General features: G+C 59.8%; 21 protein-coding genes and 1 pseudogene. 9 read left to right on the forward strand and 13 right to left on the reverse strand.

All coding sequences use genetic code 11. The annotated features are described in order from the left end of the window. Nucleotides 1–15: 15 nt before the first annotated feature. Both queF and FFS64_RS25560 read right to left on the reverse strand, forming a co-directional pair. Nucleotides 16–846, reverse strand: a complete 831-nt coding sequence (gene queF / locus FFS64_RS25555; protein ID WP_137807650.1) for an NADPH-dependent 7-cyano-7-deazaguanine reductase QueF — start codon at nt 844–846, stop codon at nt 16–18. 61 nt (nt 847–907) lie between these two features. Further along, nucleotides 908–1416, reverse strand: a pseudogene (locus tag FFS64_RS25560) (plastocyanin/azurin family copper-binding protein). Nucleotides 1417–1572: 156 nt separating this feature from the next. Between FFS64_RS25560 and FFS64_RS25565 the strand changes: the two are divergent. Both FFS64_RS25565 and FFS64_RS25570 read left to right on the forward strand, forming a co-directional pair. Beyond that, nucleotides 1573–2253, forward strand: coding sequence for a heavy metal response regulator transcription factor (locus FFS64_RS25565; RefSeq protein WP_137807651.1), 681 nt, complete (start codon nt 1573–1575; stop codon nt 2251–2253). Next, nucleotides 2253–3602 carry a heavy metal sensor histidine kinase gene (locus FFS64_RS25570; RefSeq protein WP_137807652.1) on the forward strand — a complete coding sequence of 450 codons (1350 nt, stop codon included), beginning with the start codon at nt 2253–2255 and terminating at the stop codon, nt 3600–3602. Before FFS64_RS25565 ends, FFS64_RS25570 begins: the two co-directional genes overlap by 1 nt. Before the next feature lie 35 nt (nt 3603–3637). Here the strand turns inward: FFS64_RS25570 and FFS64_RS25575 are convergent, their stop codons facing one another. From FFS64_RS25575 to FFS64_RS25585, 3 genes are all read right to left on the reverse strand, one after another. Further along, nucleotides 3638–4882, reverse strand: a complete 1245-nt coding sequence (locus FFS64_RS25575) for a lipoprotein-releasing ABC transporter permease subunit (protein WP_137807653.1) — start codon at nt 4880–4882, stop codon at nt 3638–3640. A 63-nt stretch (nt 4883–4945) separates the two neighbouring features. After that, entirely contained in the window at nt 4946–5629 is a 684-nt protein-coding gene (gene lolD, locus FFS64_RS25580) for a lipoprotein-releasing ABC transporter ATP-binding protein LolD (RefSeq protein WP_171017134.1), read from the reverse strand. A 7-nt stretch (nt 5630–5636) separates the two neighbouring features. Further along, complete coding sequence (locus FFS64_RS25585; RefSeq protein ID WP_137807655.1) at nt 5637–6887, reverse strand: lipoprotein-releasing ABC transporter permease subunit; 1251 nt, start codon at nt 6885–6887, stop codon at nt 5637–5639. A gap of 94 nt (nt 6888–6981) precedes the next feature. Between FFS64_RS25585 and FFS64_RS25590 the strand changes: the two genes are divergently transcribed. Then, a complete protein-coding gene (locus FFS64_RS25590; protein ID WP_137807656.1) occupies nt 6982–7563 on the forward strand; it encodes a PilZ domain-containing protein in 582 nt (193 codons plus the stop codon). Nucleotides 7564–7577: 14 nt separating this feature from the next. Continuing rightward, nucleotides 7578–8300: a glycerophosphodiester phosphodiesterase gene (locus FFS64_RS25595; RefSeq protein ID WP_137807657.1), complete on the forward strand. Its 723-nt coding sequence runs from the start codon at nt 7578–7580 to the stop codon at nt 8298–8300. Between the two features lie 42 nt (nt 8301–8342). On the opposite strand, the gene sthA is transcribed toward FFS64_RS25595, so the two are convergent. From sthA to FFS64_RS25610, 3 genes are all read right to left on the reverse strand, one after another. Further along, on the reverse strand, nt 8343–9737 hold the full coding sequence (gene sthA / locus FFS64_RS25600; RefSeq protein WP_095196994.1) for a Si-specific NAD(P)(+) transhydrogenase: 1395 nt from the start codon (nt 9735–9737) through the stop codon (nt 8343–8345). A gap of 206 nt (nt 9738–9943) precedes the next feature. Then, on the reverse strand, nt 9944–10972 hold the full coding sequence (locus tag FFS64_RS25605) for an FAD:protein FMN transferase (protein ID WP_137807658.1): 1029 nt from the start codon (nt 10970–10972) through the stop codon (nt 9944–9946). Nucleotides 10973–11133: 161 nt separating this feature from the next. Beyond that, on the reverse strand, nt 11134–12597 hold the full coding sequence (locus FFS64_RS25610) for a glyceraldehyde-3-phosphate dehydrogenase (protein ID WP_137807659.1): 1464 nt from the start codon (nt 12595–12597) through the stop codon (nt 11134–11136). Nucleotides 12598–12959: 362 nt separating this feature from the next. Between FFS64_RS25610 and mfd the strand changes: the two genes are divergently transcribed. Genes mfd through FFS64_RS25625 form a run of 3 tightly spaced genes read left to right on the forward strand, consistent with a single transcriptional unit; the run spans nt 12960 to nt 19690 of the window. Next, complete coding sequence (mfd, locus tag FFS64_RS25615; protein WP_137807660.1) at nt 12960–16409, forward strand: transcription-repair coupling factor; 3450 nt, start codon at nt 12960–12962, stop codon at nt 16407–16409. Between the two features lie 10 nt (nt 16410–16419). Continuing rightward, nucleotides 16420–16986 carry a CsiV family protein gene (locus FFS64_RS25620; RefSeq protein ID WP_137807661.1) on the forward strand — a complete coding sequence of 189 codons (567 nt, stop codon included), beginning with the start codon at nt 16420–16422 and terminating at the stop codon, nt 16984–16986. A 10-nt stretch (nt 16987–16996) separates the two neighbouring features. Next, nucleotides 16997–19690, forward strand: a complete 2694-nt coding sequence (locus FFS64_RS25625) for a DEAD/DEAH box helicase (RefSeq protein WP_137807662.1) — start codon at nt 16997–16999, stop codon at nt 19688–19690. A 114-nt stretch (nt 19691–19804) separates the two neighbouring features. Here the strand turns inward: FFS64_RS25625 and FFS64_RS25630 are convergent, their stop codons facing one another. The 3 genes from FFS64_RS25630 to FFS64_RS25640 form a co-directional block, all read right to left on the reverse strand. After that, entirely contained in the window at nt 19805–20542 is a 738-nt protein-coding gene (locus FFS64_RS25630; protein WP_137807663.1) for an S-methyl-5'-thioinosine phosphorylase, read from the reverse strand. A gap of 12 nt (nt 20543–20554) precedes the next feature. Continuing rightward, nucleotides 20555–21565 (reverse strand): beta-N-acetylhexosaminidase, encoded by a 1011-nt coding sequence (gene nagZ / locus FFS64_RS25635; RefSeq protein WP_137807664.1) that lies wholly within the window; start codon nt 21563–21565, stop codon nt 20555–20557. Between the two features lie 158 nt (nt 21566–21723). Beyond that, complete coding sequence (locus tag FFS64_RS25640; protein ID WP_095197002.1) at nt 21724–22431, reverse strand: TetR/AcrR family transcriptional regulator; 708 nt, start codon at nt 22429–22431, stop codon at nt 21724–21726. Between the two features lie 229 nt (nt 22432–22660). Here FFS64_RS25640 and lexA point away from each other — a divergent pair, with 229 nt between their 5' ends. Together lexA and sulA are read left to right on the forward strand one after the other, a co-directional pair. After that, nucleotides 22661–23269 carry a transcriptional repressor LexA gene (gene lexA, locus FFS64_RS25645; RefSeq protein ID WP_047531364.1) on the forward strand — a complete coding sequence of 203 codons (609 nt, stop codon included), beginning with the start codon at nt 22661–22663 and terminating at the stop codon, nt 23267–23269. A gap of 10 nt (nt 23270–23279) precedes the next feature. Next, complete coding sequence (gene sulA, locus FFS64_RS25650; protein ID WP_137807665.1) at nt 23280–23756, forward strand: SOS-induced cell division inhibitor SulA; 477 nt, start codon at nt 23280–23282, stop codon at nt 23754–23756. 94 nt (nt 23757–23850) lie between these two features. Here the strand turns inward: sulA and FFS64_RS25655 are convergent, their stop codons facing one another. Both FFS64_RS25655 and FFS64_RS25660 read right to left on the reverse strand, forming a co-directional pair. After that, a complete protein-coding gene (locus FFS64_RS25655) occupies nt 23851–24084 on the reverse strand; it encodes a hypothetical protein (protein ID WP_095197020.1) in 234 nt (77 codons plus the stop codon). 154 nt (nt 24085–24238) lie between these two features. Then, nucleotides 24239–24763: a DUF6586 family protein gene (locus FFS64_RS25660; RefSeq protein WP_137807666.1), complete on the reverse strand. Its 525-nt coding sequence runs from the start codon at nt 24761–24763 to the stop codon at nt 24239–24241. Nucleotides 24764–24784: the final 21 nt, after the last annotated feature.

Genomic DNA, 24784 nt, shown 5'->3' on the forward strand with positions numbered 1-24784 from the left:
TCCTACAGAAAATCTTTACTGACGGACCAGGCGATGGTTCGGCAACTGCATTTCTTCAGTACTGCGATACGGATTGATATCCAGCCCGCCACGCCGCACATAGCGCGCATACACCGTCAATTTCTCCGGTTTCAGCAAACGCTGCAGATCGAGAAAGATCCGCTCCACGCACTGTTCGTGGAAGTCCGAGTGCTGACGGAAGCTGACGATGTACTCCAGCAGACTGGCGTGATCCAGCGCCGCGCCGCGGTACTCCACCACCACGCTGCCCCAGTCCGGCTGACTGGTCACCGGGCAATTGGATTTGAGCAAATGGCTGTGCACGCTCTCTCCGACAATGCGCGATTCGTCGCAACGCAGCAGCTCCGGACGCGGATGCTCGTAGTTGCTGACGCTGATATCCAAATCATCAATGCACACGCCCGGCAACGCCACGACGCCTTCGGCTTCGACATCCTTCAGGCTGCGAACACGCACGCCAACCGGTTTGCCGGCTGCCGCTGACAGGTCCTTGACCAGCGTCGCCTCAAGGCTCGCTGTGTCGGCAAACGGCGTCTGGTTCAGCGAGTTGAGGTACAGCTTGAACGACTTCGATTCGATGATGTTCGGTGAATCCGCCGGGATACTGAACTCGCCGATCGCCACCACTGGCTTGCCCGACGGCAACAGCCACGACAGTTCGAAGCAGTTCCAGAAATCCACGCCCTTGTACGGCAGGGTTTCAGCCGTCAGGCCCAGCTCGGCCCACTTTGCGGTACGCGGGATCGGGAACAGCAAGGACGGTGTGTAAGTGGCGATGTATTCGCTGGATTTGCCCAGCGGCGAGTGTTCGGCTGCGGGATGCATGGCGGAAACCTGACTGAAGAATCAGCGGATTCTAACAGCCTTTGCTCCCGCCTTTGAGTGCTTACTGACTGACTGTCAGTTTGCCGACCATGCCGGCCTGGTAATGACCGGGGATGTTGCAGGCAAACTCCAGGTGGGTGGCCTTGCTGAAAGTCCAGGTCAGCTCAGCGGTTTTACCCGGTTCCACCAGCACGCTATTGGGGTCATCATGCTTCATGCCATGCCCCATGGCGCTGTGGTCCATCGCCTTCACGCCTGTAGGCGTGAGCATGCCGCTTTGCTGCATTTGCAGCATTTCCTGCTGGTGCTTGGCATGCATCGCCACGTCACCGAGGTTGAATTCGTGCAACAACTGACCTTTATTCACCAGCACGAAACGCACGGTCTCTCCGGCCTTGATGTCAATGGCCTTGGGGGTGAACGACATATCGCCCATCACCACTTCGACACTGCGGCTCGCCTTGGCCGCCGAGGTTGACCGAAGTCATAGGTATGCACTCCTGACGCCCACACCGGCGAACTCAATGCCAACATACAGGCCGCCAGCGCCACGGATTTGCGCAAAAACATCGTCTTACTCCAACAAAATAAGGTTCAGCCTGTGGAAAACTCTAAACTGCCACCACTGCCCGCAACCTGACAGCCGGATTACAACTTTGTCAGGTTGGCCTGCACCGTCGTCGCCCACGGTATAAAGCTTTCGTTCCATCAAGAAGCCTGAGTCCCATGAAACTGCTGATCGTCGAAGACCAACCGAAAACCGGCCACTACCTGCGCCAGGGCCTTACCGAAGCCGGTTTCAATACCGAGCTGGTCGCCGATGGCAACACCGGCCAGCAACTGGCGCTCAGCGGCGAATACGCCCTGCTGATTCTCGATGTGATGCTGCCCGGTCGCGACGGCTGGCAGATTCTGCAAGCGGTGCGCGGCGCCGGTCTGGACACGCCGGTCCTGTTTCTGACCGCACGGGATGCCGTGGAGGATCGGGTTCACGGCCTGGAACTCGGCGCCGACGATTACCTGGTCAAGCCCTTCGCCTTTTCCGAACTGCTGGCCCGGGTGCGTAGCCTGTTGCGCCGTGGCAGTGCCGCGACCCAGGAAACCAGCCTGCAACTGGCCGACTTGCGTCTGGACTTGATCCGCCGTCGAGTGGAGCGCAGCGGCCGGCGCATCGACCTGACCGCCAAGGAGTTCACCCTGCTGGAAATGCTCCTGCGCCGTCAGGGCGAAGTGCTGCCAAAATCGCTGATTGCGTCCCAGGTGTGGGACATGAATTTCGACAGCGACACCAATGTCATCGAAGTCGCCATTCGCCGTTTACGCCTGAAAATCGACGATGAATTCCCCAACAAACTGATCCACACCGTACGCGGCATGGGTTACGTACTGGAAGAGCGCCCCGCCTGATGCGTCGACTTTCGCTGAGCAGTCGGTTGGCGTTGCTGTTTGCAGCGTGTACGGCGGTGGTGTCGCTGTTCGCCGGGGTGCTGTTCAGCCGCGCCAGCGAAGTGCACTTCATTGAACTCGATCAGCAACTATTGGATGCCAAGTTGATTGGTTTGCGGCGTGCGCTTCACGACATTCAATCGAGTGACAGCAACGTCAGACTGGCCGATGAGTTGAGCCGGCAAGCCGATCTATCGCTGCGCATCACCGGCAGCGATGGCAAGCACTGGTATGACAGCTCGGCGAATCTGCCCGACAAACTCCCGCAAAAACCCGGGCTGTCGACGTTCAACAACGACGGTACCGATTACCGTGTCCTCAATGCACCGTTGTTTACCGACAAGCCTGATTCGCCGCAATTGACCCTGCTGCTGGACATCACGCATCACCAGCATTTCTTGCAACGCATGCAGCATTTGATCTGGTTGACGGTGGGCTTGTCCGCCCTGGCCACCGCGCTGCTCGGTGCCTGGGCAGCCCGCAGCGGCTTGCGGCCGTTGCGACGCATGAGCGCTGTCGCCAGCGGTGTTTCGGCGCAATCGCTCAACGCACGCTTGCCGGAAAAAAACATGCCGCCGGAATTGGCGGAAATGGCCAACCATTTCAACGCCATGCTCGGACGTCTTGACGATTCTTTTCAGCGTCTGTCGGCGTTCTCCGCCGACATTGCCCATGAGTTGCGCACACCGCTGTCGAACCTGCTGACCCACACCCAGGTCACCCTCACCCGCCCGCGCCCCATCGAGGACTATCGCGAAGCGCTGCATAGCAACCTGGAAGAGCTGCAATGGATGGCGCAACTGGTCAACGACATGCTTTATCTGGCGAAAGCGGATCATGGCCTGTTGATGCCCAAGTGCGAACCGCTGGATCTGGCGGAGGAAGTGGACGTTTTGCTGGAGTTTTTCGCGCCGCTGGCCGAAGACGCCCAGGTGAAATTGAGCCGTGACGGCAATGCCCGCATCGAGGGCGACCGCAGCATGCTGCGGCGGGCGCTGTCCAATTTGCTGGACAATGCGTTGCGGTTTACCCCGGTCGATGGCGAGATACTGATTCGAATCGACGATCAGCCCAAGGGCTTGAGCCTGATAGTCGAAAATAGCGGTGACGGGATTTCCGAAGACTTGCTGCCGCGTCTGTTTGACCGTTTTTACCGGGCCGATCCGGCGCGTCATGAAGGCAGCAGTGAGCATGCGGGGTTGGGATTGGCGATTACCCAGTCGATCATCCGGGCACATGGTGGGCAGATTCGTTGTGAATCGGATCAGGGGTGGACGCGGTTTTTGATTGAGTTACCGAAGGGGGATTGAGGCCGGCAGGTTCGGCCTCATCGCGGTCTTGAAGATTACGAATAGCGCAACGCGGTAGCCGGCTCGATCTTCGCCGCCCGCCAGGCAGGGTAAACGGTGGCCAGAAAGCTCATGATGAACCCCGCCGAGCAGATCAACAGCACATCCCCACCCTGCAATTCAGACGGCAAGTTGCTGACGAAATACACATCGGAACTGAAGATGTGCTGGCCGCTGACCCGCTCGATCCAGCCCACCAGCTCACTTACGTTCAGCGCTGCGATGACGCCAAGCACACCACCGATCAGAGTGCCGACAATTCCGATCACCGTGCCCTGCACCATGAAGATCGCCATGATCTGCCGCGGCGTGGCGCCAATGGTGCGCAGGATCGCGATGTCCGCGCCCTTGTCGTTCACCACCATGATCAGGGTTGCGATGATGTTGAACGCAGCAACGGCAACGATCATCAGCAACAACAGGCCGATCATGGTTTTTTCCATTTTCATCGCACTGAACAGGCTGCCCTGGGTGTGGGTCCAGTCGTCAGCCTTGTAGGCCGTACCCAAACCAGTGGCGACGGTACTCGACACCTGTGGTGCGGAGTACAGGTCCTTTACCGCCAGACGCACGCTCTGCACCTGATTCGGTTTCCAGTGCTGCATTTGCGCGGCGTCGGCGACGTGGATCAACGCCATCGAACCGTCCAGTTCGGCACCGACCTTGAACACACCGACCACGTTCAGACGCTGCATGCGCGGGGTGATACCGCCCGGTGCCGTGCTGACTTCCGGCACGATCAGGGTGATCTTGTCGCCGACGTTCAAGCGAAAGCGTCGCGCTGTGATTTCGCCAATCACCACACCAAACTCACCCGGTTTCAAGGCATCCAGCCGCCCCTGGACGATGTGCTTGGCGACAATCGATACCTGCCCTTCCAGCGCCGGATCGACGCCACTGACTTGGATCGGCTGCATGGTGCCTTTGTAAGACAGCATGCCTTCCATCTCGGTGAACGGCACGGCCGCGGTGACTTCCGGGTTTTTCATCGCGGCGGCGGCCACCGGTTGCCAGTCGTCAATCGGGTTGACGCCGACAATGGTCGCGTGCGGCACCATGCCGAGGATGCGCGAACTCATTTCACGCTGAAAACCGTTCATCACCGACAGCACCACGATCATCGCCAGCACGCCCAGGGCGAGGCCGATCATCGAGGTCATCGAGATGAAGGAAACAAAGCGATTGCGGCGCTTGGCGCGGGTATAGCGCGTGCCGATAAAGATCGATAACGGTCTGAACATTCGCTGGGGCACCGTATAAAAATAAAAGACCCGACACCTTCTCAGGCGTCGGGTTTCGACCAATCAGATAGGGGTCAGGCAACCTTCCTGCAGGTGCAGGACGCGATCCATCTGGCGGGCCAGGTTCATGTCATGGGTCACCACCAGGAACGCCGTGCGCATCGAAGTACTGAGTTCCAGCATCAAATCCTGAATGCCTTCAGCGGTGTGGGAGTCGAGGTTGCCGGTCGGCTCATCGAGCATCACCAGGCCCGGATTGTTCACCAGGGCGCGGGCGATGGCCACGCGCTGGCGTTCACCACCGGACAGTTCCGCCGGCTTGTGCTCCAGGCGATGCCCCAGCCCCACTCGCTCCAGCAATGCGGTAGCACGCTTGCGAGCCTCCGGAATCGCGGTCTTGCCGATCAACAACGGCATGCAGACGTTTTCCAGTGCAGTGAACTCGGGCAACAGGTGGTGGAACTGATACACGAAGCCCAAGGCACGGTTACGCAGCAGGCCGCGATTCTTTTCGCTCAGCGCCGAAAGTTCTTCGCCGTCGAGCCAGACGCTGCCCTTGGTTGGCGTATCGAGGCCGCCGAGCAGATTGAGCAAGGTACTTTTGCCCGAACCCGACTTGCCGACAATCGCCACACGCTCACCCGGGTGCAGCTCCAGCTGCAAATCGGCCAGTACCTCCACCGATTCCGGGCCTTCCTCGTAGGATTTGCCCAGGTTGCGGCAGCTCAAGATTGCTTTATCACTCATGCCCGACTCACTCATAACGTAGCGCCTCCGCAGGCTGGGTGCGCGCGGCACGCCAGGCTGGATACAGGGTGGCGAGGAAACTCAGGACCAACGCCGCGGAGCAGACCATCACGACGTCCTGGCTCTGCACCTGCGACGGCAGGTAATCAATGAAGTACACGTCGGCGTTGAGGAACTTGTGCCCGATCAGGCCTTCCAGCGCCGAGATCGCGGCGCTGACGTTCAGCGCGGCGAAGATCCCGACCACCGCGCCGATGGCCGTACCGACCACGCCGATGACCGTACCCTGCACCATGAATGTGCGCATGATGGTGCCCGGCGTGGCGCCGAGGGTGCGCAGGATCGCGATGTCGCCCTTCTTGTCGTTCACCACCATCACCAGCGTGGAAATGATGTTGAACGCGGCGACTGCGACGATCAGCAGCAAGAGCAGGCCGATCATGGCTTTTTCCATGCGGATCGCCTGGTACAGGTTGCCGTGGGTGCGGGTCCAGTCGCGGGCGTAATAGTGATCCTCACCCAGCTCCCGGGCGATGCTCCACGCGGTGCGCGGCGCCTGGAACAGATCGTCGAACTTCAGGCGAATGCCCTGGACCTGATCCGGCTTCCAGCGATGCAACCGCGCCAGATCCTGAAGATTGGTGATGCCCAGGTAGCCGTCGATTTCGCCGGCGCCGACATGGAAGATGCCGACCACGGTGAAGCGTTTCATGCGCGGGAACATCCCGGCCGGGGTCACGGTGACTTCCGGTGCCACGAATGTCAGCTTGTCACCGACCGCCGCGCCGAGCTTGGCCGCCGCCTTGTCGCCGATGACGATGCCGAACTCGCCGGGCTTCAGGTCGTCGAGTTGGCCCTGCTGCATGAACTTATCGATGATCGACACCTGGCGCTCCAGCGCCGGGTCGATGGCATTGAGCAGGACTTTGGAAACTTTGCCATTGTTGGTCAGCAAACCCTGCATCTGGGTGAACGGCGCCACCGCCGTCACCTGCGGGTTCTGCTTGACCTTGGTGGCCAGGCCTTGCCAATCGCTGATCGGCTCACCGGCTTCGATAGTCGCGTGGGGCACCATGCCCAGCACGCGGGTACGCATCTCATGATCGAAGCCGTTCATGACCGACAGCACCACGATCATCACGACCACGCCAAGGGCGAGACCGATCATCGAAGTCAGGGAAATGAATGACACAAAATGATTGCGACGCTTTGCACGGGTATAACGCGTGCCGATAAATACGAAGAGAGGTCTGAACATGTCGGGGCTTGTTCGGAGGGAAAAGGAACGTCCTTGTGGCGGGGGTCGATAACCAGCTTTACACTCAGACCACCGCCGCTACCATGGGTTCGCCATGTCGACATTAGATGAAGAAGATCGCCGCGAATACTACCGTATCGAGGACACGATCGCACTGGAAATTCGGCCCCTGTCCGCTCTCGAAGCCGCAGGCCAGGAAGTGTTGCAGGATGCTTCCCCACTCTTCAATGTGCTCAGCGAATTGCACCTGAGCGAATTCGAGTCGCAACACCTGTTGCGCCAGATCAGCGAGCGCGACCGAACCCTCTCGGCGTTCCTGAAATCCCAGAACAAGCGCATCGATTTGCTGAGCCAGGTGATCGCCCTCACCGTGCTCGGGCAGATCGGCGAGCCGCAGCCGGTGATCATCTCCGAGGGTGGCATCGAGTTTCAGCACCCCACCCCGATTGCCGCCGGCGCACGCCTGTCAGTCAAGCTGGTGCTGATGCCGCAAGCGCTGGGCCTGCTGCTGCGCGCCCGCGTCACCCATTGCGACCGCAAGGGCGATGGTTACGACGTCGGCACCGAGTTCGAGCACCTGACCGATGCCCAGCGGCAGTTGCTGGCCCGTCATATTTTGCAGAAGCAGGCCCAGGATCGACGCCAGGCCCGCGAACTACTCGAATCAGGCAATTAATTTAAGGAAGAACCGTGACCCTCATCTACGGCCACCGCGGCGCCAAGGGCGAAGCACCGGAAAACACCCTGACCGGTTTTCAGGAATGTCTCAAGCACGGCGTACGCCGCTGTGAACTCGATCTGCACCTGTCCAGTGATGGCGAGCTGATGGTCATTCACGACCCGACGCTCAAGCGCACCACCGACCGGCGCGGCAAGGTGGTGGAACATACCGCGGCCGAACTGGTGACCTACGACGCACGCAAGGGCGGGCCCGGCTGGATCAAGCCTTGCCCGATTCCAACGCTGGAAGAACTGTTCGAAAAATGCGATTTCGATCACTGGCAACTGGAAGTCAAAAGCGCTTCACGCACCCGCGCTGCGACCACCGTACTGGCAATCCGTGAAATGGTGCAACGGCATGGCTTGCTGGACAAGGTGACCATCACCTCGAGCTCGCGCGAAGTGCTGAAAGCCGCCGTAGACCTGGTGCCGGATGTGTCCAGGGGACTGGTGGCCGAATACGCCTGGCTCGACCCGTTGAAGGTCGCGGCAAGCTACGGCTGCGAAATTCTGGCGCTGAACTGGACCCTGTGCACGCCGGAACGCCTGCAGAAGGCGCAGCGACAGGGGCTGCATGTGTCGGTGTGGACAGTCAACGAGCCCGCACTGATGCGCAGACTCGCCGACTTCGGCGTTGACAGCCTGATTACAGACTTTCCCGGTTTGGCCACTGCCACGCTCGAGAATTGCTGAAATCGGTCTCCCCGGCCGGCTCAGGCCACCGGCCGGAGCCACTCAAAAAAGCCGGTTGAGGCCGTCGTATGCCGCGACCCGATAGGCTTCCGCCATGGTCGGGTAGTTGAACGTGGTGTTGACGAAGTACTTCAGGGTGTTGAGTTCGCCCGGCTGGTTCATGATCGCCTGGCCGATGTGCACGATCTCCGACGCCTGATAACCGAAGCAGTGCACGCCCAGTACTTCCAGGGTTTCGCGGTGGAACAGAATCTTCAGCATGCCTTGCGGCTCGCCGGCGATCTGCGCACGCGCCATGCTCTTGAAGAACGCCTTGCCCACTTCATAAGGCACTTTGGCCTGGGTCAGCTCCTGCTCGTTCTTGCCGATCGAGCTGATCTCCGGAATGGTGTAGATACCGGTCGGCACGTCATTCACAAAGCGCCAGCTGCCGTTATCGACGATGCTGCCAGCGGCCGAACGGCCCTGGTCATGGGCGGCACTGGCCAGGCTTGGCCAGCCGATCACATCGCCTGCGCCGTAGATATTCTGAATACCGGTGCGGTAAGCCTCGTCGACTTCGATCTGGCCACGGCTGTTGACCTTCACGCCGATGTTTTCCAGACCCAACTGATCGGTGTTGCCGGTGCGGCCGTTGCACCAAAGCAAGGCGTCGGCCTTGATCTTCTTGCCGGACTTCAGATGCAGGATCACGCCGTTGTCCACGCCTTCGACCCGGTCATAGTCTTCGTTGTGGCGAACCGTGATGTTGTTGTTGCTGAAGTGGTAGCTCAGGGCCTGGGAAATTTCCGAGTCGAGGAAGCTCAGCAACTGACCGCGGTTATCCACCAGCTCGACCAGAACACCCAGGCCGCTGAAGATCGATGCGTATTCACAACCGATCACGCCGGCGCCGTAAACGATGAGTTTGCGCGGGGTGTGACCGAGGCTGAGGATGGTGTCGCTATCGTAGATACGCGGGTGGTGGAAATCGATGTCGGCTGGACGATACGGACGCGAACCGGTGGCGATGATGATGTGCTTGGCCACCAGTTTTTCGACCACGCCATTGGCGCAGACCACTTCGACGGTTTGCTCGTCGGCGAAGCTGCCGGTGCCGAAGAACACGTCGACGCGGTTACGGGCGTAGTAACCGGTGCGCGAAGCGACTTGTTTGGAGATGACTTTTTCAGCGCTTTTCAGCACGTCCGGAAACGAGAACCAGCGCGGCTCACCAATGGCCCGGAACATCGGGTTGGTGTTGAACTGCATGATCTGCCGGACCGAGTGACGCAGTGCCTTGGACGGGATGGTACCCAGGTGGGTGCAGTTACCGCCTACCTGGCGACGGCTATCGACCATCGCCACCTTGCGCCCTGCTTTGGCGGCGTTCATTGCCGCGCCCTCTCCCGCCGGGCCGGAACCCAGCACCACCACGTCGTAGTTGTAGACAGCCATGCGTACTCCTCAGAACAGGCCGTGGCGCCATCGGCACCTGCGGCTAAATCACGCCGATCTGTGGCGTGAAGGAACAATTTGGGGCCAGTGCAGAACCCGGACACAGTCTATAGAAGCGTCAACGCCGCGCACATTAACCCTTGGTCGCGTCGTAGGCTACTTTTGCCTGCACCAGAACGCCAGTTTTCAATGCTTTAACGCCGCAATCACTCGATTTCGCCGCCACTCAAGCGTGCAAAAGCGTGACTGGTGCGTGTGACGAAACCTGTATCGGCACGAATCACAAAAAATGCGCCGATATCATGTTTTTCTGCGTAATCCCAACCGCGCTCCGGGCCGAGAATCAGCAACAGCGTAGATAAGCCATCGGCCATCAACGCAGAAGGATGAATCACCGTGACCGAGGCCAGCATGTGTGAGACCGGCGCACCGGTCCGGGCATCGAAGGTATGGGAATAACGCCGCCCACCCTGCTGGAAATAATTGCGGTAGTCGCCGGAGGTGGACAGGCCATAACCGTCGATGGCGACGATGCGCTCGGCCACTTGCTGATCGTCGCGAGGCTCCTCCAGGGCAATGAGCCACGGTGAGCCATCGAGCTTCTTGCCGGCCGCCTTGAGCTCACCGGTGGCTTCGACGAGGTAATTGTGAATGCCCAGTGCTGCGAGCCTGGCGGCGATTCTATCGACCGCATAACCGGCGGCAACGCTGTTGAAGTCGACTTCGACGGCGGCATCCTTGCACAGTTGATCGCCATCGATACGTAGATGTGCGTGACCCACTCGCTGCCGCACCTCGGCAAGCGCTTCGGCAGTCGGGACTTTTTCCTCGCGAGCCTGAGGGCCGAATCCCCAGAGATTGAGCAGCGGCTCCACGGTCAAATCGAACGATCCTGCGCTTTGTTCCGACAACTGCTCGCCAACGCGGATCAATTCGAGGATCGACGCGGGCATTTTCTGACAACGGTTGGCGGGTAACTGGTTAAAGCGGGCGATATCGGAGTCGCTGCGGTAGGTCGACATTTGCCGGTCGATTTCAGTCAGGATTGTTTCGACCTCAATCTGTACCTTTGCAGGAGCGGGAAGACCGGCCTGGCGTACGTACTTGATCGACCAGGTGCTGCCCATGGTCGGGCCGCCGAAGACCTCCAAGGAGTCTCCGTTACCGCAGCCTGAGAGGATGCCAGTCAACACTACTATCCCTATCAGCCGCCAATTCAACGAACCCCCTCCCATGGAACAACTCTGGCACAACGCCAAGTCCCGCCATTATGCGATAGAAATGTGGGAGCGAACCTGCTCGCGAAGAGGCCGGGCCAGACAACACACCCGCGGCTCCATCGCACAAACAAAAACGCCCCGACCAAGGTCGGGGCGTTTTCATGTGCAGCTAAGGCTTAGCGCGGGAATGCTGGCGGGTTTACACCAGCCATGTCTTCCATCACGCGAACCACCTGGCAGCTGTAACCGAATTCGTTGTCGTACCAGACGTACAGAACAACGCGGTTATCTTGAGTGATGGTCGCCTCGGCATCCACAACGCCAGCGTGGCGCGAACCAACGAAGTCGGTGGAAACCACTTCCTGCGAGCTGACATAGTCGATCTGCTTGTGCAGATCCGAGTGCATGGCCATCTGGCGCAGGTACTCGTTGATTTCTTCGCGAGTGGTGGCCTTTTCCAGGTTCAGGTTCAGGATAGCCATCGACACGTTCGGCGTAGGTACGCGAATCGCGTTGCCGGTCAGCTTGCCCTTGAGTACTGGCAGTGCCTTGGCGGCTGCGGTGGCGGCACCGGTCTCGGTGATTACCATGTTCAGCGGCGCGGCGCGGCCACGACGGCTGCCCTTGTGGAAGTTGTCGATCAGGTTCTGGTCGTTGGTGAACGAGTGAACGGTTTCGACGTGGCCGTTGACGATGCCGTACTTGTCGTTGACTGCCTTGAGTACCGGCACGATGGCGTTGGTGGTGCAGGAAGCCGCCGAGATGATCTTGTCGTCCGGAGTGATTTCGCCATGGTTGATGCCGTGAACGATGTTCTTCAGCGCACCCTTGCCAGGTGCGGTGAGGATCACGCGGGCAGCGCCCGGGCAGGCCAGGTGCTGGCCCAAGCCGTCAGCGTCACGCCATACACCGGTGTTGTCGACGATCAGAGCGTTTTCGATGCCGTACTGGGTGTAGTCGACTTCGGCCGGGCTCTTGGCGTAGATAACCTGGATCAGGTTGCCGTTGGCGGTGATGGTGTTGTTGGCTTCATCAATAGTGATGGTGCCATCGAACGGACCATGGACCGAGTCACGACGTAGCAGGCTGGCACGTTTGACCAGATCGTTCTCGGCGCCCTTGCGGACGACGATGGCGCGCAGACGCAGGCCGTCGCCACCACCGGTTTTCTCGATCAGGATGCGCGCCAGCAGACGGCCGATACGACCAAAGCCGTACAGGACAACGTCGGTGCCTTTGCGGGCGGAAGCGTTCTGCTGACCAACCACGTCAGCCATTTCTTCACGGACGAACTGCTCGGCAGTACGGCCATTGGCTTCGGCCTTGAATTTGGCCGCCAGCTTGCCCAGGTCTACCGAAGCGGCGCCGAGCTTGAGCTCGCTCATCGCCTTGAGCAGCGGGAATGTTTCGTGGACGGACAGCTCGCTGTCGTCGGACTGACGGTGACGAGCAAAGCGGTGAGCTTTGAGAATCGCAATGACTGAACGATTGATCAGGCTGCGGCCATAGATCGAACTCACCACGTTGTTATTGCGGTAGAGCTGACCGATAAGCGGAATCATCGCTTCTGCGAGTGCTTCACGGTCGATCCATTCACCAAGACACTGGTCGGGCTTCTGAGTCACGGGAACCTTCCACATGTAGGGGCAGAAAAAAGGGGCTACATTATGCCGCTCTGCGCCCCACGTAGCAATGCGCGCTTGTCGCACCGTCCGTAACAAAATCCTGTTCAAAAAAATTACGCACCTCTGAAGCCCAATAAAACCGGGGCCTCCAGCATTGTCAATTTTTTGGGCCCCACACCTTCTTGTCCGTAACCATCCGTAACACCGATTGGTTTTTCCACTACATACTCGGTAATTTTCACGAAAAAACAGGCCGATTTTGTCTTTACCACTACATTTCGTTCCAACCGCGTAATAGACACATCTGCAACTGACAGCCGGCACCCGAGACCGCTACAATTACCGACTTTGTCGCAACGCTTGGAGCTCAACCTTCCGTGCCCGTTCTGCGTCTACCGCTTCTCCCTGCCGCGGCAGGTAAACAGCATTGGGGCAACCTGCCCGGTGCTTCCTTGAGCCTGGCCATCGCCGAGGCCGCCAGCGCTGCCAAGCGCTTTACCCTGCTGCTGACCGCCGACAGCCAAAGTGCCGAACGGCTGGAACAGGAGCTGAGTTTCTTCGCCCCGGATTTGCCTGTGCTGCATTTCCCCGACTGGGAAACCCTGCCCTATGATCTGTTCTCGCCGCACCAGGACATCATTTCCCAACGCATCTCGGCTCTTTATAGATTGCCGGAGCTGAGTCATGGGGTCTTGGTGGTGCCCATCACCACCGCCCTGCACCGCCTCGCGCCGACCAAATTCCTGCTCGGCAGCAGCCTGGTGCTGGATGTGGGCCAGAAGCTCGATGTCGAGCAGATGCGCACCCGGCTGGAAGCCACCGGTTATCGTTATGTCGACACCGTGTACGAGCATGGCGAATTCACCGTGCGTGGCTCACTGATCGATCTGTTCCCGATGGGTAGCAAGTTGCCTTATCGCATCGACCTGTTCGACGACGAAATCGAGACACTGCGCACCTTCGATCCAGAGAATCAGCGCTCCATCGACAAGGTCGATTCGGTCAAGCTGTTGCCCGCCAAGGAATTCCCGCTGGAGAAAGAAGCCGTCACTCGCTTCAAGGCACGGTTTCGCGAGCGCTTCGATGTCGACTTCCGTCGCTGCCCGATCTTCCAGGACTTGAACAGCGGGATTACCCCGGCCGGCGTCGAGTACTACCTGCCGCTGTTCTTCGAGGAAACCTCGACGCTGTTCGATTACCTGCCTCAGGACACCCAAGTGTTCTCGCTGCCGGGCATCGAACAAGCCGCGGAAAACTTCTGGAACGACGTGCGCAATCGCTACGAAGAACGTCGCGTCGATCCCTCCCGTCCTTTGTTGCCGCCCGCCGAACTGTTCCTGCCGGTGGAAGACTGCTTCGCACGCCTGAAAAACTGGCCGCGAGTGGTGGCCAGCCAACAGGACGTGGAAACCGGCGTCGGCCGTGAGCGATTCCCCGCGCGGGAACTGCCGAACCTGGCCATCGAAGCCAAGGCCACCCAGCCACTGGCGGCACTCTCGGGTTTCCTCGACGAGTTCCCCGGGCGCGTGCTGTTCACCGCCGAATCCGCAGGCCGGCGTGAAGTATTGCTGGAGCTGCTGGAACGCCTGAAACTGCGGCCGAAGACCGTCGATAGCTGGCCGGATTTTGTCGCCGGCAAAGAGCGTCTGGCGATCACCATTGCGCCACTGGATGAAGGCTTGCTGCTGGACGATCCAGCCCTGGCACTGGTTGCCGAAAGTCCGCTGTTCGGTCAGCGCGTGATGCAACGCCGTCGCCGCGAGAAACGCGCCGATGCCAACAACGACGCCGTCATCAAGAACCTCACCGAGCTGCGCGAAGGCGCACCGGTGGTGCATATCGATCACGGTGTCGGTCGCTACCTTGGCCTCGCGACACTGGAAATCGACAATCAGGCCGCCGAGTTCCTCGCCCTGGAGTACGCCGAGGGCGCCAAACTCTACGTGCCGGTGGCCAACTTGCATTTGATCGCCCGCTACACCGGCAGCGACGACGCATTGGCACCGCTGCACCGCCTCGGCTCCGAGACCTGGCAGAAAGCCAAGCGCAAGGCCGCCGAACAGGTGCGCGACGTGGCAGCGGAACTGCTCGACATCTATGCGCGCCGTGCTGCCCGCGAAGGCTATGCCTTTGCCGATCCGAAAGCCGATTACGCCACCTTCAGTGCCGGCTTCCCGTTCGAAGAAACCCCCGACCAGCAAACCACCATCGAAGCCGTGCGCGAAGACATGCTCGCTCCGAAGCCGATGGATCGCCTGGTGTGCGGCGACGTGGGCTTCGGCAAGACCGAAGTGGCGATGCGCGCAGCTTTCATCGCCGTGCACGGTGGTCGTCAGGTCGCCATTCTGGTGCCCACCACCCTGCTCGCCCAGCAACACTACAACAGCTTCCGCGACCGCTTCGCCGACTGGCCGGTGACCGTGGAAGTGATGAGCCGCTTCAAATCGGCCAAGGAAGTGAACGCCGCGGTCGCGGATCTGGCCGAAGGCAAGATCGACATCGTCATTGGCACGCACAAGCTGCTGCAGGACGACGTGAAGATCAAAAACCTCGGCCTGGTGATCATCGACGAAGAACACCGTTTCGGAGTGCGCCAGAAAGAACAGCTCAAGGCATTGCGCAGCGAAGTCGACATTCTCACCCTGACCGCCACGCCGATTCCGCGCACGCTGAACATGGCGGTGTCGGGTATGCGTGACCTGTCGATCATTGCCACACCGCCGGCCCGTCGTCTGTCCGTACGGACCTTCGTCATGGAGCAGAACAAGAGTACGGTCAAGGAAGCCCTGCTCCGCGAACTGCTGCGCGGCGGTCAGGTGTACTACCTGCACAACGACGTGAAGACCATCGAGAAATGCGCCGCCGACCTCGCCGAACTGGTGCCGGAAGCGCGGATCGGCATCGGCCACGGCCAGATGCGCGAACGCGAACTCGAACAGGTGATGAGCGACTTCTACCACAAGCGCTTCAACGTGCTGATCGCCTCGACCATCATCGAGACCGGCATCGACGTGCCGAGCGCCAACACCATTATCATCGAGCGTGCCGACAAGTTCGGCCTGGCGCAGTTGCACCAGTTGCGCGGTCGAGTCGGACGCAGTCACCACCAAGCCTACGCGTACCTGCTGACACCGCCGCGCCAGCAAATCACCCCGGACGCAGAGAAGCGCCTGGAAGCGATCGCCAATACTCAGGACCTCGGCGCAGGTTTCGTCCTCGCCACCAACGATCTGGAAATCCGTGGTGCCGGCGAACTGCTCGGCGATGGCCAAAGCGGGCAGATCCAGGCCGTCGGTTTCACGCTGTACATGGAAATGCTCGAACGTGCCGTGAAGTCGATCCGCAAGGGCGAACAGCCGAACCTCGATCAACCGCTGGGCGGTGGCCCGGAAGTCAACTTGCGCGTACCGGCGTTGATTCCCGAAGACTATCTGCCGGACGTTCATGCACGCCTGATTCTCTACAAGCGCATCGCTTCGGCCACCGATGAGGATGGCCTCAAGGATCTGCAGGTGGAGATGATCGACCGTTTCGGCCTGCTGCCGGAGCCGACCAAGAACCTGATACGCATCACCGCCCTGAAACTGCAGGCCGAGTTGTTGGGCATCAGGAAAGTCGACGGCGGCCCGCAAGGCGGTCGGGTCGAGTTCGCGGCGCAAACACCGGTCGACCCGCTGACCCTGATCAAACTGATCCAGAGCCAGCCAAAACGCTACAAATTCGAAGGTGCCACGATGTTCAAGTTCATGGTCCCGATGGAGCGCCCGGAAGAGCGCTTTAATACTGTAGAGGCGCTGTTCGAGCGCCTCATCCCGAAAACTGCTTGAAGGACGCCGCATGCGCCTGTTTCGCTCACTGACCCTGTTGTTAACGCTGGTCGCCCCCTCGGTGTTTGCCGATGATCTGTATCAGATTGAAATGATTCTGGTGCGGCAGAATGCCGTGCCGGCGATTATCACCCGTTCCGCGCCGGAAGACTGGGATGCCGGTGCCCAACACATCAACCCCGACAGCCTGCGCACCCCAAGCCTTAACGATGAAGTGGAAAAGCTGACCACCAGCAATGAATACACGGTATTGCTGCACAAGGCCTGGCAACAGAACCTTGGCGAGGAAGCCACCAAAGTCGCGATCAGCGAGGGCAAGGAACAATTCGGCCAATTCCCTATCGAGGGCACGCTGAGCATCAAGCTGGGGCGTTTCACCGATGTCGACGCCGACTTCTGGGTCAACCAGATCAACACCGACGGCCTGGTCACCGCTAGTGAACGCTTGAAAACAGAAAGCCATACCAAAAACGGGCAGTTGAACTTCCTCGATGCCGGCCATCTTGGCCTGCTGATCAAGATCACCTCACTGACCGCCCCTGCGCCACGGCCAGTCCCCGAAGAAATTCCGGACTGATTGACTCCTCATGTCCACGACCCTGAGCAAACCTCTGGCACCTTCATGGGTCAGCCGATTCAAGGAACAGAGCCTGGAGCGTGGCCGCCGCTACGCGCTGGAGAACCGCGTCAGGATCGTCGAGGCCGGCGACGCTACGATCATTGCGGCCTGCGAAGGCTCTGGCGGTAACGTTTACCGCCAGACCATTCGCTTGCGAGAGTCAGCCAAAGGTACGTTGCTGATGATCGACGCCACCTGCACGTGCCCGGTCCACAGTAACTGCAAACATTGCGCGGCGGTCTTGCTGCAAGTGCAGGAAACCCTCGCCTACCCCGCTGCCGCCAAAGACGCCGAGCTTCTGGAAAAACTCCAGGCCGTGCTGGAAAACCGCAGTCCGAAGGCGCCGCCGCAAGTGCTGGTGGACAACGTGCAACCGGTTCCGCGCCTGTGGCTGGCGAGCATCGAGTTCAGCGCCTTCGAACCGCGCAATGGCCGCATGCAGCGCTACATCCAGCACCGTGCGGCGTTGTCCTTCAGCTATCTGGATGAGTACGTATCCGGGCAGAAAAACGCCGACATCCTGATTCGTCAGGAGACCCAGACGCTGCGGATAAAACGCCATCCGGAAGTGGAACAGTCCTACAGGGAACAGTTACGCATCCTCGGCTTCAAGATCGCCACTCGCCAAAGCAAGGCCTTGCCGGAAAGTGCTGGCGAACTGTTCGAGATGGTCAACGACAGCGCCTGGCTGACCTTCACCCTCAACGAACTGCCGAAGCTGCGCACCCAGGGCTGGGAATTGCAGATCAACGAGGACTTCGGCTTTGACCTGACCGCGGTGGATGACTGGTATGCCACAGTCGAACAGGCGCCGGAGCGCGACTGGTTCGATCTGGAACTGGGGATCATCGTCAACGGTGAGCGCCTGAGCCTGTTGCCGATCCTGCTGAACCTGATGCGTTCGCACACCGAAATCCTCAATCCGGAACGCCTGGCCCGACGTCGTGACGACGAACTGATCCTGGTGAACATTCCCAATCGACCGAATTCCGAGTACGGCCCCCTGCAAGTCGCCCTGCCCTTCGGCCGCTTGAAACCGGTGCTGGCGACCCTCGGCGAGTTCTATCTGCAAGAGCCGGGCGAAACCACGCTGCGCCTGAGCAAGGCCGACGCCACGCGCCTGAATCCGCTGGAGGACTTACCACTGTTGTGGGAGGGCGGCGAACAGATCCGCACCTTTGCCCAACGCCTGCGTGACATCAAGGATTACACCGCCAGTGTCCCGGAAGGCTTGAACGCGACACTGCGCCCCTATCAGCTGGAAGGCCTTAGCTGGATGCAGTCGTTGCGGCAGCTGGAGGTAGGCGGGATTCTCGCGGACGACATGGGCCTGGGTAAAACCCTGCAAACCCTGGCGCACGTTCTCAGCGAGAAAAACGCCGGACGTCTCGACCGCCCGTGCATGGTAGTGATGCCCACCAGCCTGATCCCCAACTGGCTCGATGAAGCAGCGCACTTCACGCCGCAGCTCAAAGTGCTGGCGTTGTATGGCGCCAGTCGCAAAAAGCATTTCGAGAACCTGGCGGATTACGACCTGATCCTGACGACCTACGCGTTGCTGCCCAAGGATGTCGAACGCCTGGCGGCGCAGCCGCTGCATATCCTGGTACTGGATGAAGCGCAATACATCAAGAACCCGAACAGCAAGGCCGCCCATGCCGCCCGTGAGCTGAACGCCCGTCAGCGTCTGTGCCTGAGCGGCACGCCGCTGGAAAATCACTTGGGCGAACTGTGGTCGCTGTTTCACTTCCTCCTGCCAGGCTGGCTTGGCGATGTGAAGAGCTTCAACCGCGATTACCGCGTGCCGATTGAAAAGCGCACCAGCGAGGTACGACTTCAGCACCTCAACGGTCGGATCAAACCTTTTCTGTTGCGTCGGACCAAGGAGCAGGTGGCCACCGAGCTGCCACCGAAAACCGAGATCATTCACTGGGTCGAACTCAACGAGGCCCAGCGCGATGTATACGAAACCATGCGCCTGGCCATGGACAAGAAAGTCCGCGACGAGATCACCCGCAAGGGCGTCGCGCGCAGCCAGATCATCATCCTCGAGGCTCTGCTGAAACTGCGTCAGGTGTGCTGCGATTTGCGCCTGGTCAACGACGCTGCGCTGCCGGCTCGCGGTAGCACGTCAGGCAAACTCGACAGCCTGATGGAAATGCTCGAAGAGTTGTTCGAAGAGGGCCGCCGAATCCTGCTGTTCTCGCAATTCACTTCAATGCTGTCGTTGATTGAAGACGAATTGAACAAACGCGGCGTTGCCTACGCCTTGCTGACCGGACAGACCCGCGATCGGCGCACGCCGGTGAAGGACTTCCAAAGCGGCAAACGTCAGATCTTTCTGATCAGCCTGAAGGCAGGTGGCGTCGGCTTGAACCTGACGGAAGCAGACACCGTCATTCACTACGACCCGTGGTGGAACCCGGCGACAGAGAACCAGGCGACCGACCGCGCTTACCGCATTGGCCAGGAAAAACCGGTGTTCGTCTACAAACTGATCGCGCGAGGTACGGTGGAAGAGAAGATTCAGCATCTGCAGAAAGAAAAATCCGACCTCGCGGCCGGTGTGCTGGATGGGCGTCAGGCTGGGGACTGGAAACTGCAGAGCGATGATATCGAGGCGTTGTTTGCGCCTTTGCCGGACAAGCTGGAAAAACGTTGAAATTGGCTTCGCCTGATAGATCGCTTTCGCGAGCAGGCTCGCTCCCACAGGGTGATCACCTTTCCTGTGGGAGCGAGCCTGCTCGCGAAGGGGGCAACTCGGCCTGACGCTAACTCAGCCCTTGAGCACCCGCGCCAACGTCGACTTCACCTTGCCCATCCCGTCATGCAGAGCTTGCTCGATTTCGGCCATGGTGATCACCGCTGTCGACTTGCCCGCCGCCGGGTTCACCACCAGTGCCAGACAGGCGTAGTCCAGCTCCAACTCACGGGCCAATGCCGCTTCCGGCATTCCTGTCATGCCGACGATGTCGCAGCCATCACGCTCCAGGCGTGCGATTTCGGCGACGGTTTCCAGCCGTGGACCCTGGGTGCAGGCATACACGCCATGACTGCTGTATCCAACGCCTTCAACCGCCAGTGCCGCGATCAATTGCTGCCGCAGCGGTTCGCTGTACGGATAGCTGAAATCGATGTGCGTGACCTGTTCCAGGTCATCGGCAAAATAGGTGTGCTGGCGACCGCTGGTGTAGTCGATCAACTGATGCGGCACGCAGAAATGTCCGGTGCCCATTGCCGCATGAATCCCGCCCACGGCGTTGACCGCGATAATCGCCTCGGCCCCGGCCTGCTTCAGCGCCCAGAGGTTAGCGCGGTAGTTCACCTGATGCGGCGGGAAACGGTGCGGATGGCCGTGACGGGCGAGGAACAACACTTCCTTGCCGGCATATTCGCCGATCTGCACGTCGGCCGAAGGCGCGCCGTAAGGGGTATCGACCGCCAATGACTGACGGATGCTCAGGCCTTCGAGCTGAGTCAGGCCGGTACCACCGATAATCGCGTAAACCGTCATAACGAACAGTCCTTAATCAATCAATTGAGCTTCTTTGAGCGCGCCGACGGCTGCCAGCCAGCGCGGGTCCTGACGGTAATCGGTGCGCGCATACGACTGACCGCGCATCTTCGCAATCCGTGCAGACGGCTTGACCTTCATGCGTTGCACAGCACTCAGGGCCAGTTCGGCGGCCGCGCGATCGTTACACACCAGGCCCATGTCGCAACCGGCGGTCAGTGCCGCTTCGATGCGGCTGGCGGCATCACCGACTACATGAGCGCCGGCCATGGACAGATCGTCACTGAAGATGACACCGTCGAATAGCAGCTCGCCGCGCAGGATGTCCTGCAACCAGCGACGGGAGAAGCCGGCAGGCTGGGCATCGACTTGCGGGTAAATCACGTGGGCCGGCATGACAGCAGCCAGCTGTTTGCTCAATTTGGCGAACGGCACGAGGTCGTTGGCGCGGATTTCGTCGAGGCTGCGCTCGTCGTTCGGGATCGCGACGTGGGAATCTGCCTCGGCCCAGCCGTGCCCGGGGAAATGCTTGCCGGTGGCGGCCATGCCAGCGCTGTTCATGCCACGAATGAATGCACCGGCCAGCACCGCCGCACGCTCCGGATCGCCCTCGAACGAGCGAGTGCCAACCACGGCACTGCGCTGGTAATCGAGGTCCAGCACCGGGGCGAAACTCAGATCCAGGCCAACGGCCAACACTTCGGTGGCCATGATCCAGCCGCATTGCTCAGCCAGGTACTCGGCATTCGGGTTGTCGGCAATCGCACGCATGGCGGGCAGCCGTACAAAGCCCTGACGCAGGCGCTGCACCCGTCCGCCCTCCTGATCCACCGCCAACAGCAGGTCGGGGCGAATGCCGCGAATTGCAGCGCTCAATTCGCGGACCTGCCGCGGATGTTCAATGTTACGGGCAAAAATGATCAGACCGCCCACTTCGGGTTGGCGCAACAATTGGCGATCTTCAGCCGTCAGCCAGGTACCGGCGACGTCCACCATCAACGAGCCTTGCAGGCCAGCAGTCATAGAGATTCCTTGATAACGATGAATCCCGCCCACACGAATTCGCCGCCGCGGACAGTGCCCGGCAGATCGGCGATATCAATGGGAAACGGATTCAGAACGAGAGTCGGCATGGGCGGCTAGCTTAACGGATGTCAGCTGCCGCGCCCACCCATGTGCGGTCAAACCTTGGCGGCAACCGGTGTCGATTTGCTGCGCGGACGCAGTTGTGCACTGGCCATGGCCGTATCGGTGACACCGGATTCGGCACGCATGCCGGCAGCGAGGAATGGCACCATCAACCGCATGACCTGCTCGATGGAGGTGTTTACCCCGAAGTCGGTCTCGGCAATTGCACGCAGGGCCTTGATGCCGGACATGCTGAAAGCAGCCGCGCCGAGCATGAAGTGCACGCGCCAGAACAGTTCGATCGGTGGAATGCGCGGCGCAGCTTCGTTAACCAGCATCATGTAGCGACGGAACACCTTGCCGTACATGTCTTCCAGATAACGACGCAAATGCCCCTGGCTCTGACTGAAGGCCAGGCCCAGCAAGCGCATGAAGATAGACAGATCGTTGCCGCTGCGCGGTTGAACCACCAGGGCCTGCTCGACGAGGATTTCCAGCAGCTCTTCGAGCGTGGGCTTGATTTCAGGCTTGGCCTGGCGTCGCTCCAGCTCTTTATCGAGGCTGATGCAGAACGGTCCGAGAAAGCGCGAAAAGACCGCTTGTATCAGCGCCTTTTTCGAACCGAAGTGATAGTTCACCGCAGCCAGATTGACACCGGCCTTGCTGGTGATCAGACGCAACGAGGTTTCAGCGAAACCTTTTTCCGCGAACAACTGCTCGGCAGCATCAAGAATGCGTTCAACGGTTTCCGACTGGGCCATGGCTACTCCGCCTGACAAACACTTGTTTGAAACATACGTTTCAACCTGTGCCTTGTCAAGTCTGGCAGTTCGTTTTGGGAATGGTCGGTCAGACATTTAACCATACAACCGCAAAGCTTCAATCAACTGGCTGTTCGACCGTCCGGCGGCGACTGAAAAAACGGGCATTGCCAAGATCGCTTCACTGTATATAATCCCAGTCACTGTATAAAAAAACAGAGCGATCAATATGCTAAAGCTGACGCCACGCCAAGCCGAGATCCTGGCCTTCATCAAACGCTGCCTGGAAGATAACGGCTACCCGCCGACCCGCGCGGAAATCGCTCAGGAACTGGGTTTCAAATCGCCCAACGCCGCTGAAGAACACCTCAAGGCGCTGGCCCGCAAGGGCGCGATCGAAATGACCCCGGGTGCGTCCCGCGGGATCCGCATACCCGGTTTCGAAGCCAAGGCCGATGACTCCAGCCTGCCCATCATTGGCCGGGTAGCGGCCGGTGCGCCGATCCTCGCCCAGCAACATGTCGAAGAGTCCTGCAACATCAATCCTTCGTTTTTCCATCCGCGCGCCGACTATCTGCTACGCGTGCATGGCATGAGCATGAAGGACGTGGGTATTTTCGACGGCGACTTGCTGGCCGTCCATACCACCCGCGAGGCCCGCAATGGCCAGATCGTGGTGGCACGTATCGGCGACGAAGTGACCGTCAAGCGCTTCAAGCGTGACGGCAGCAAGGTTTGGCTGATTGCCGAGAACCCTGAATTCGCCCCTATCGAAGTGAACCTTAAAGATCAGGAACTGGTGATCGAAGGTTTGAGTGTCGGCGTCATTCGCCGCTAAAGGAGGCTCCATGCAGTTCCCACACACATCACAGCAAGCCCAACTGCCTCTGCTGTTCGAAGCATTCCTGGCGCAGCCGCTGGCTCCGATCCTGCAGGAAGTGGTCGAGTCTCCATGGAGCGCCGAACCCGAAGTCTTCAGTGAATTGTCCCTGCGTGGGGCCGCCGGGAACTGCCTGAACCTTCTGGCGCCGATCCTGCGGGAATTGAGCCAGGATCAAGATGCACGCTGGCTGACATTGATCGCCCCACCCGCCAGCCTGACCCAGGCCTGGTTGCGGGACGCCGGCCTCAATCGCGAACGCATCCTGCTGCTGCAACCGCGCGGCACCCAGAGCGCCCAGCAACTGACCTGCGAAGCCCTTCGTCTCGGCCGCAGTCACACAGTCGTCAGCTGGCTCAACTCGTTGAGTATAAGTTCGCGGCAACAGTTGATCAGCGCCGCCCGGACCGGGGACGCGCAAAGCCTGAATATTCGATTGGGTTAACTGGTAAGTACGTGCACGCTGAACAGCGCAGGGCTTCTCCAAGGATAGAGAAGCTGGTCTGAAACGGTATTCGAAAGAATTCGACGAACGGGGATCAATGAAGAACCCGCGCGCCCTCATCCTTGTCGAATTCACCTTCAACCAAGCGTCCGGCCATCTGAACGCCGACACTCAGCATCGCTTTGGCGACTTCTACGTGCTGGCCTTGCAGGAACGCTTTGGCGTCCTCGGAGAAATCCAAAGTAACCAGAGAACCCTCGTCCTCAGCCCTGCGCAGCTCGATACGGCCGTCTGGTAACTCGACAATTTCTAGAAAGGACGTTGGCATAAAGGTTTGTTCTCCACGAAAGGCGGCGATTATATAGGCATCAGCAAGGCTTCGCTCGGGATCTTGACCAGATGCCATCACGAAGAGAAATTTCCGACAACACTCTTCCCTGTACGGACCGCCTTCCGTGTCGTCCGTCAAAAAAATCAGTCCTTCAGCACTCGTTCAAGCCTTCGCGAAAGCGGATCGCCAGGCTTTTGAGGTTCTGACGCCAATTCTCCAGCTCTTCACGGCTCAACTCTTCAGGCGCCTCTTCTTCGTCCAGGTTTACCGCCAGGATCAAAGGTTGCGTCACATCGCCCTTGGGTTTGTGCGGCGCCCTTGGCGGCTGAAACAGCGCGGCATGGGCCGCCAGCAGCTTGGCCAGCCAGGTTTCCGGGTTGTTGGCCAGCTCGACCATCTCGGCCATTTCAGGAATGGCGATGCTTTGCAGCACTTCGCGATTCAGCAATGATTCAGCCCGGGACGCATTAGCCTGGGGCAAACGATAAAAACCGGCAATTTCATGACACAGCCCCAGCAGCGCCCCGTACAGGTGAAACAATGCCGATTCGCGGCCAGCCTGAATCAGCGCCAGGGAATTCATCGCCCGCCCCTCTTCGGCCTTGGCGAGCGCTTCCAGCGACAGGCCGGCGAAATAAATCTTCTGGTTGGTACGGGTATAAAGTTCGTGGGCCATGACGGCAGCCTCCACAACGAA

Origin of the sequence: Pseudomonas sp. G(2018), from assembly GCF_005502415.1 — a bacterium.
Taxonomy (GTDB): Bacteria; Pseudomonadota; Gammaproteobacteria; order Pseudomonadales; family Pseudomonadaceae; genus Aquipseudomonas.